Here is a 6,911-nt window from a genome sequence, read left to right on the forward strand (position 1 = left end):
GGCTTGAGATGGCGCAAAACGCGCAGATGGCGTCGTGGAGCTTCGAGGAGGTCGACGGCAAGCTGCGCGAGATCATGCGCCACATATTTCGTACCAGCTACGAGACTTCGAAGGAATTCGGCGCGGAGGGCAACCTCGTGTTGGGTTCGAATATCGCGGGCTTTCGTCGCGTAGCCGACGCGATGCTGGATCAAGGGCTAGTTTAAACCTGCTTATCGTGCCGAAAGCCGCAGCTCGCTTTCAAATTTAAACTCTTTAAATTTACGGCGAGCTTTTTGGCTGCTTTGATAAAATTTCAATCGTTTGCGCCGAGGATATAACCGCTCATCGATATGCTCTGCGCGGCTTGCGTTGATATCGTGCGCGCTGCGTAAATTTTAAATGACGCTCATGCGCAATGCGGTTTTAAAATTTTAGCTCGTCATAGTGCCGATTTTAAATTTAGTCACAAGCGCACAAAGTCTGCTACCGCCAAATTTTATCTTTAAATTCCGCCCGTTAAATTTAGCTTTAAAATTTGACGTTTAAAATTTAACTCGAAGCCGCTTTCAAATTTAGCTTAAAATTTTATCTCAGCTCGCCCGCGCAGCGCGAAAATTTAAACCGAGCACGGGCTGAGCGTTTACCGCATTTTGGCATAATGGCGCAAATTTTATCCAAAGGTTGCAATATGAAAAAATTTATGGTTTTGCTCGCCGCTGCGGGGCTGTCGCTTGCGCATGCGGACGTGGCGGATATTCTAAAGCAGGGCGCGGACGCGCTCGGTGCTACTAGAAGCGGAAGCTACAAGGATCTGCTCGCTTCCGCTACGAACCGCGCCGTAAGCGAGCTCGCCGAGGGCTACATCCACAGCAAGACCGCTAAAATCGAGCTTCCTGCTTCACTGAAGGCGGCTGCGAAGCTTGCGAGAAAGGTGGGCGGCGATAAATGGGAGCGTGAGCTCGTCGTGAGTATGAACGATGCCGCTACCAAGGCGGTGAGCGGCGCGAGCAAGATATTTTTGCAAGATCTGAAATCGATGAGCGATGCCGACGTTAAAAAGCTCATCAGCGGCGGCGATACGGCGCTTAGCGAGTATTTGCAGAGCAAATCTGGTGCAAAGCTGCGGGCGGTTTTTAGGCCGATCGTAAGCGATATGATGAGCAAAAACAGCTTCGCGACAGCGTATAATGGGCTAAATTCCTTCGCGCAAAACAAGATCGCAGGCAATGAAGCGGTGCAAAATATCGCGCGCGGGCTGGGCGCGAGCGAGTATCTGCCTAAGCAGGGCGAGGATTTGAACGATTACATCACGCAAAAGACGCTGGACGGGCTATTTGCGGTGATGAGGGAAAAAGAAAGCGCGCTTCGCGGCAGCGCCATCGGCAAAGGTGCTGGGATTTTAGGTAAGGTGCTTCAATAAAGCTCGCGGCGAGGTTTTGGCGTAAATTTCGCCGCATAGCTGTTTATAATTGCTTTGTGCCGTAAGCTTGGGCAGCCTAAAGCTGTTCGCAAAACGCTCGCTCGTGCAAGACAGCTGCTTGCGCCAAAGCGGGCGCGCGACGGAATTTAGAGGTTTGTTTGTCGCGTGCTCGGGGCATGTTGGCTTTATACGATAATCTTATGCGGAGTTTAGTCTGCGAAATTTAAAATTTTACAGAGATAAAGTGAGATTGCGAACCATGAATTTTAGAATTTCCACGATGCGCGCGGTGTTTAGGTGCGCGCATAAATTAGCGCCTACGTCTGAAATTTTACAAAGCGGCGGAGTATCGGGATAGCAGAGCGGTAACAGATAAGCGCGTAAAAGTAAAGCAAGAAAGCCGTCTTGTAAATTTCACTTCTTTCATATCTCTCTTTATTGTTCCGCAAAAACCGGTTTACTCATTAGTTCTATTATTTTCTGATTCCATTCTTCTTAATTCTTTAAGCGCTCTATTATAGACATTGGCTTGCTTGCAAACTCTACCTTCAGCAGCAATATATCTTACTAAATTTATATCATTTGTATCGATTGCTATCAATAATCTACCCATAAGCCTTTCCTCTACAAAAAACGTATAATCGCACTTTGCACACAAAGTACTTTCATAAATTATAAATAATAACAAAACTACTACGGCACAAATTATAAATTTTAATGCTTTAACCATAATTTTCTCCTTGTGTGTATTCTTCCCGTATATATTGATAATGTCGATTGGCGAGGCATTATATCACTTCTTATTTTTAAATTTAAATCTCTTTTGCTTAATTTTTATAAAATTTTCCAGTTGCTTATCGGTAAAATTTAAAACCTCTTTTCGGTTTTGTAAATTTACATAAGTGTGCCTTATATCGCAGCATCTATAAAAAATATATTTCCAATTTTTAATTAGCCAGTCTGCCTCTATCATATTTTTATCTGTTTTAAACAAAGACGGCAGAACCCATAAGCCTGCCTTGTAGCCGCTAATTACGACCAATTTTATAAAATTTACTCCATCATCGTCTTTTGCTTTTACTACGACAAAATTTACATTTTTCTCATATGGATAGCTGGATTTTCTACATTCGATAATATCTCCGAGCTTGATCTTTCCGCGAAATTTTAAGAGAGGAATGCTAAATTTTTTCATTAGATTCCTCTTTATGCGTCTATTGCGTCCGAATTTATCCCTAGGTTTTATCAGCCTGAAACCAGGAATTGTTTCGTCGCAATCCCCTAGTTCATCGCTACTAAGGTAATTATCGGAGCATATAAATACCTCCCGGGGGCTCGCATTGATGCCGAAATTTGCTAAATTACGAATCAATTGCTCCTTATCCACGACAAACCCCGCTTTGCTTGATAACATCTCGCTAGGAAGCTCAAAGTATCTGGTATCTTTTAAATTTAAAAGACAAGGATTTTCTGTCCAGAAACATCGCTCATCGCAGACCATAAGCTCATCGTCGTTAAATTTTATAATATCGCCTCTTTGTAAATCATTGTCGAAGGTTGATATTGGTAAGATGGTCATTTAAAGTCCTTTTTTGCTTGCTAGATTAAACATGTTCATAATAAATTTTTCGTTATTTGTAATCGCTAAATTACACCTCTATACTCACATCCTTATACTTTTCATAAAGCCTCGGCTTTAAAATTTTATCACGATACTCTTTGCCCGCATTAGTCATACATATCCAATGGCTAAATCTGCTCCAGGTATCGGGATTCTTCCAAGTTATTTCTGCTTTGGGGGTTATGTTCTCCTCCTCTAAAAATTTATACCCAAAAAAGAAATTATCTCTAAAATAGATCCACTTCTCATAAAGCGACATACCTAGATCGATCTTGGATAAATTCGTATCGAAGTCAGCCCATTTCTTTCTTAAATTTTCGCCCTCTATGCCGAAGTCTATCATACCCCCTAAAAATAGCTGTCCCATTACTCCGAAGTATTCTCCCGCGTATGTCGGATAGGCTGAAATTTCCGGCTTATCTTCGCCCGCCAACATATAGTCGCCCAGAATAATCCCATCTAGCTCAAACCATTCGCACAGACCAAAAATCATATATTCAAAGTAATCTAAAATATCTTTTTTCCTGGCACCCGGAATTTTAGCTAATATGCGAATAAACGGATCATCCCAGCAATCAAATCCTAAAGCCTTATAAAGTTCTTCATCATCGTTAAAACTCCAATCATCTGGTTTATTCGGTTCTAAAATTTTAAATTTCATAGTATCTCCTTTCTAAATTTAATCAATTGTCGATAAAATTTATCTTATTGATCCATTAACGGTCTCATATAAACTCGCTAATATAAAAATTATTTGATTCCGAGAGTTTAGGCATACTTTTTAGTATTTCATCTAAATCGACGCTCTTTATTTCGGCGCAATTTTTTATATCGCCGCAGATGCCGATAAAAACAAGATCGTCTCTATTTTTGCCTATAAATTTACCCTTTGCGTAATAGCCGCCTTCGAATCTTTCATAGGACATATAATATAATATTTGCTTTAAAATTTCACTTTGATCCAGCTTGAAAAGGTGCAGAATTTCGCGCCCTCTATATCTTGCGATATGTTAGTGGCGCCTAAGGAGCTTTTTTCATATTTTTTAAGATCTATTTTTCCGATATTGTTTTCATCTCCTTCGCCGATTGCTCCAAGCACGCGAAAATCCCTATCTATCTCGCCGTAAATATCAAAAAACAGATAGCTGCCCTTAAAGCTTTTATAGGCGAATTCCTTTACGGCATCCTTAACAATTTCGATATTTGCAAGCGTAACTTCGGTCTTTTTGCAAGATTCGTTTTTTATCTCGACTTCGATCATCTAGGCTCCTTTATTTGCCTTGCTAAATTTTAATCCATTAGCCATTTTACCACGTATTCCAGTAATTCCTCTAAATTCTCGGCTCCACAACTTCCTTTGAGTTTGTTTTCCGTGGCATTGACGAAAAACCAATCCTCGTCATCTCTATCGACATTTATTTTTATCGGCTTTTTCCCGCTCTCGCCATCGATTTCGATCCACCAGCCCGGGTTATCGACCGTCTCCAGCGTAAGTCCGTATTGATGCTCCCATTCTCCGTCGCATTTGGAAGCATACCAGTTTTGTATGAGTTTTAGATTATTCATTGCTCCTCCTTTAATTTTATAAATTTTAAAATTCTCGATTTGTTAGGCTTTGATATTGCAATTGAAGCAGGGCTTCTTTGCTATTTAAATTTAATCGCGTATTAAAAATTTCTTTTCCACACCGTCTTTATTTACGGTGATTATCTTTAAGTTCGGGATATTTAAAAATTTTATAGCTTTTTCGTCCAGTTCGGATAACGGCTCCTCAAGATTAAATTTAGTTTTATAGTAATATAGCGAAAGATCTCTTTTGTTGTCCTGCTCCATAAGCTGAATTATGCACCTATCGTTTGAATCACCGGTTATATGGCGGTTTATCATCATAAACGCCTCGCAGCTCTTATGAAATGGGAAGAGACCGAAGTTAAAAAGATTGCCGACGAGCTCAAATACAAGGACAAAAAACAGAAATAAAATGAATAGCTTGATCATTCTGCGTTTCATTGCGGCGTTTCCTAAATTTTGAAATCAAAAATTTGTTTGTGTTTTAAATGCCAGACGGTATTTGCGCTCAAGTCGCGGGTGTGCCCAAGCACTAGTCGTAGCGGTCGGGCGCAAAATTTACGACGCTATCTCGCTTTTTGCCGCGCCAGCTGCGGCGGATTCGTTTTCGTCCATAATGATGAGCTGTTTTGCGCGCTTAATCTTGGCATCGTCGCGAAACGCCGCGCGCACCTTGTCCATGCCGGTGTAAAATTCCTTCATCAAAACAAGGCACAAATACGCGCCGAATTCCGTCGTACGAATAATCTCGTTCCCGATCCGCACGGCTCCTGCAAGCCTTAGCAGGCTAAGCTCTCTGCCCAGTTCGCGACGTAGGCTTAAATCGTTTGCGGCGTTAAATTTAGCGATATCGATCTCGCCGTTAAAAAGCTCGGTCAAAAAGAGGTATTTCGCGCGCTCGGATCTGCTAAAATCGCAAGTGGCGATGACGGTACTTTCGTTTTTGCGCACCCTGCTTGCGTAGTCTTCGAGGTTGAACGCATTTACGAGAAGCCTGCCGCCTAAAAAGCTAAATGCGCCGCTTCCGATGCCTACGTATTCGTGATTCGTGCCTACATACTCGTCGTTGATATTTGATTTCTCGCGAGCGAAAGCCCATGCGTTGCTGCGGTGCCAGCTAGAAAATTCCTTACAGATGATGGAGTAAAACTCCTCCTCGCGGTCTATGTTGCTAACGCCGAGGCTCCGCGCTATTTGATCGCGCATCAAAGGGGATTTCATCAGCGGATACAGCGTGATCTGCTCCGATTTTACCTCTTTTGCCGCTTCAATGTCGCGAAGTAAAATTTCGCGAGTTTGAAACGGAAAATTAAAGATCAGATCCAGACTTAAAATCGGTAGAATTCCGACCGCTCGGGATAGCTTTTCTTGCAGAATTTCGCCCGAGCCGAATTTGTCATAGCGCGAAGCTTTACGTAAAATATCATCATCAAAGCTCTGCACCCCCACGCTTAGGCGATCTATTAGCCCGCGAAATCGCAGCAAGCTCTCAGGCTCGATGTGGTTAGGATCGCTCTCGCACGAAACCTCTTTGATGCTGAAAAGCGACTTGGCAAGCTCCAGCGTGCGTGCTAGCTCCTCCTCGTCAATGAGTGTCGTGCCGCCGCCAACGTAAAGCGTCTCAAAGTCGTAGCCCGCGTCCTTCGTGCGCTGCATTTCGGTGCGTAGCGCGCCGAAATACGCCTTGCACGCACCGCGCTCGTAGGCGTATTTGTGAAAGGAGCAGTACGGGCAAAACGTGTGGCAAAAGGGCACGTGCATGTAGAGCATATATTTTTTATCTGGGTTTGGAATTTTAGCGATATTTTCCTGCGTGATGTCGATCCTGAGGGAGTTGTAGAGGGATTTCTGCATAGTTTCGGCGGCGTATTTTTTAGCGAAGCTATGCACCATTTGACTGATAAAATTCATAAAACTTTAGCCTTTTTTAAACTTAAAAATTAATTTTTGAAGTTTATCGAAAACTAACTTATAAATTTATCAAGAATTCAATAAAAAGCGCAGCGCCGCCATATATATTAGCGTAGGAAGCGCTATCGTCACGAGCGAATTGCGAAATTTAGCATGCACGACAAACGCCATAATCAGGCAAAGTATCAGCGATGCCGTTTGCAGCACGTCTGCGCTAAAAGTCCGCTCGCCCGAAAAGCTAGGTAGCATCGTTTTAAGCGCGTAGATCGTCAAAACGACCATTATCAAAAGCCCCGAGTTTTTCTGCAGATACGATAAGCTTGGACTCGCGGTCTTTTTCTTAAAAAGCAGCAGCGGCAAAAATCGCGTCAAAATCGTAGCGAGCGAGGCCAGAAAGATATAGGGTAA

10 protein-coding genes and 1 pseudogene are annotated in these 6,911 nt (G+C 42.7%); 2 read left to right on the forward strand and 9 right to left on the reverse strand.

Annotated elements, in window-relative coordinates; genetic code table 11:
- Positions 1-206: pseudogene (locus tag Q0238_RS03685) on the forward strand (NADP-specific glutamate dehydrogenase); the annotation flags it as partial.
- A gap of 464 nt (positions 207-670) precedes the next feature.
- Positions 671-1,402 carry a DUF4197 domain-containing protein gene (locus Q0238_RS03690; RefSeq protein WP_297943006.1) on the forward strand — a complete coding sequence of 244 codons (732 nt, stop codon included), beginning with the start codon at positions 671-673 and terminating at the stop codon, positions 1,400-1,402.
- A 457-nt stretch (positions 1,403-1,859) separates the two neighbouring features.
- On the opposite strand, the gene Q0238_RS03695 is transcribed toward Q0238_RS03690, so the two are convergent.
- From Q0238_RS03695 to Q0238_RS03735, 9 genes are all read right to left on the reverse strand, one after another.
- Positions 1,860-2,132: a hypothetical protein gene (locus tag Q0238_RS03695; RefSeq protein WP_297943008.1), complete on the reverse strand. Its 273-nt coding sequence runs from the start codon at positions 2,130-2,132 to the stop codon at positions 1,860-1,862.
- A gap of 63 nt (positions 2,133-2,195) precedes the next feature.
- A complete protein-coding gene (gene imm45, locus Q0238_RS03700; RefSeq protein ID WP_297943010.1) occupies positions 2,196-2,981 on the reverse strand; it encodes an Imm45 family immunity protein in 786 nt (261 codons plus the stop codon).
- A gap of 70 nt (positions 2,982-3,051) precedes the next feature.
- Entirely contained in the window at positions 3,052-3,684 is a 633-nt protein-coding gene (locus Q0238_RS03705; protein ID WP_297943012.1) for a hypothetical protein, read from the reverse strand.
- 64 nt (positions 3,685-3,748) lie between these two features.
- Positions 3,749-3,949, reverse strand: a complete 201-nt coding sequence (locus Q0238_RS03710) for a hypothetical protein (protein WP_297943014.1) — start codon at positions 3,947-3,949, stop codon at positions 3,749-3,751.
- 17 nt (positions 3,950-3,966) lie between these two features.
- Complete coding sequence (locus Q0238_RS03715; RefSeq protein ID WP_297943016.1) at positions 3,967-4,284, reverse strand: hypothetical protein; 318 nt, start codon at positions 4,282-4,284, stop codon at positions 3,967-3,969.
- A 29-nt stretch (positions 4,285-4,313) separates the two neighbouring features.
- Complete coding sequence (locus Q0238_RS03720) at positions 4,314-4,589, reverse strand: immunity 53 family protein (protein ID WP_297943018.1); 276 nt, start codon at positions 4,587-4,589, stop codon at positions 4,314-4,316.
- 90 nt (positions 4,590-4,679) lie between these two features.
- Positions 4,680-5,033, reverse strand: a complete 354-nt coding sequence (locus Q0238_RS03725) for a hypothetical protein (RefSeq protein ID WP_297943020.1) — start codon at positions 5,031-5,033, stop codon at positions 4,680-4,682.
- A 117-nt stretch (positions 5,034-5,150) separates the two neighbouring features.
- On the reverse strand, positions 5,151-6,503 hold the full coding sequence (locus Q0238_RS03730; RefSeq protein WP_297943022.1) for a coproporphyrinogen III oxidase family protein: 1,353 nt from the start codon (positions 6,501-6,503) through the stop codon (positions 5,151-5,153).
- Positions 6,504-6,572: 69 nt separating this feature from the next.
- On the reverse strand, positions 6,573-6,911 hold a 339-nt coding region (locus Q0238_RS03735; RefSeq protein WP_297943025.1), incomplete at its 5' end, for an AzlD domain-containing protein.

Source organism: uncultured Campylobacter sp. (genome assembly GCF_938045775.1).
Classification (GTDB): Bacteria; Campylobacterota; Campylobacteria; order Campylobacterales; family Campylobacteraceae; genus Campylobacter_B.

Excerpts from the sequence above, each read along its gene's own strand:
- Q0238_RS03690 (WP_297943006.1), top strand. The coding sequence starts at position 671 with ATGAAAAAATTTATGGTTTTGCTCGCCGCTGCGGGGCTGTCGCTTGCG.
- Q0238_RS03730 (WP_297943022.1), bottom strand. The coding sequence starts at position 6,503 with ATGAATTTTATCAGTCAAATGGTGCATAGCTTCGCTAAAAAATACGCC.
- Q0238_RS03725 (WP_297943020.1), bottom strand. The coding sequence starts at position 5,033 with ATGAAACGCAGAATGATCAAGCTATTCATTTTATTTCTGTTTTTTGTC.
- imm45 (WP_297943010.1), bottom strand. The coding sequence starts at position 2,981 with ATGACCATCTTACCAATATCAACCTTCGACAATGATTTACAAAGAGGC.
- Q0238_RS03710 (WP_297943014.1), bottom strand. The coding sequence starts at position 3,949 with ATGTCCTATGAAAGATTCGAAGGCGGCTATTACGCAAAGGGTAAATTT.
- Q0238_RS03715 (WP_297943016.1), bottom strand. The coding sequence starts at position 4,284 with ATGATCGAAGTCGAGATAAAAAACGAATCTTGCAAAAAGACCGAAGTT.
- Q0238_RS03695 (WP_297943008.1), bottom strand. The coding sequence starts at position 2,132 with ATGGTTAAAGCATTAAAATTTATAATTTGTGCCGTAGTAGTTTTGTTA.
- Q0238_RS03705 (WP_297943012.1), bottom strand. The coding sequence starts at position 3,684 with ATGAAATTTAAAATTTTAGAACCGAATAAACCAGATGATTGGAGTTTT.
- Q0238_RS03720 (WP_297943018.1), bottom strand. The coding sequence starts at position 4,589 with ATGAATAATCTAAAACTCATACAAAACTGGTATGCTTCCAAATGCGAC.